This is a genomic window from Flavihumibacter cheonanensis (assembly GCF_022352215.1).
Taxonomy (GTDB): domain Bacteria; phylum Bacteroidota; class Bacteroidia; order Chitinophagales; family Chitinophagaceae; genus Flavihumibacter; species Flavihumibacter cheonanensis.
Map to the genome: position 1 here is coordinate 1 of NZ_JAKRWF010000191.1, position 281 is coordinate 281.

Genomic DNA, 281 nt, shown 5'->3' on the forward strand with positions numbered 1-281 from the left:
ATCGGCGGTCAAGTCGATTTCAACCGCGGTGCGGCCCGGGCGCCGGGCGGAAAGGCGATCATCGCCATGCCCTCCACCGCGAATCGGGGAAAGATCTCCCGCATCGTCTCTCGGCTCAGCCCCGGGGCCGGTGTGGTGACCAGTCGGGGAGATGTGCACTACGTGGTGACCGAACACGGTGTGGCCTACCTGCACGGAAAGAGCGTCGAGTCCCGCGTCTTGGCGCTGATCGCCATCGCCCATCCCGAGTTTCGCGCCGAACTGCTGCGCGAGGCGATCGC

The 281-nt window shown here is 66.9% G+C and carries 1 protein-coding gene; it reads left to right on the forward strand.

Annotated elements, in window-relative coordinates; genetic code table 11:
* A partial coding sequence (locus MD536_RS21645; protein ID WP_317208157.1) for an acetyl-CoA hydrolase/transferase C-terminal domain-containing protein occupies positions 1-281 on the forward strand: 281 nt, incomplete at both ends.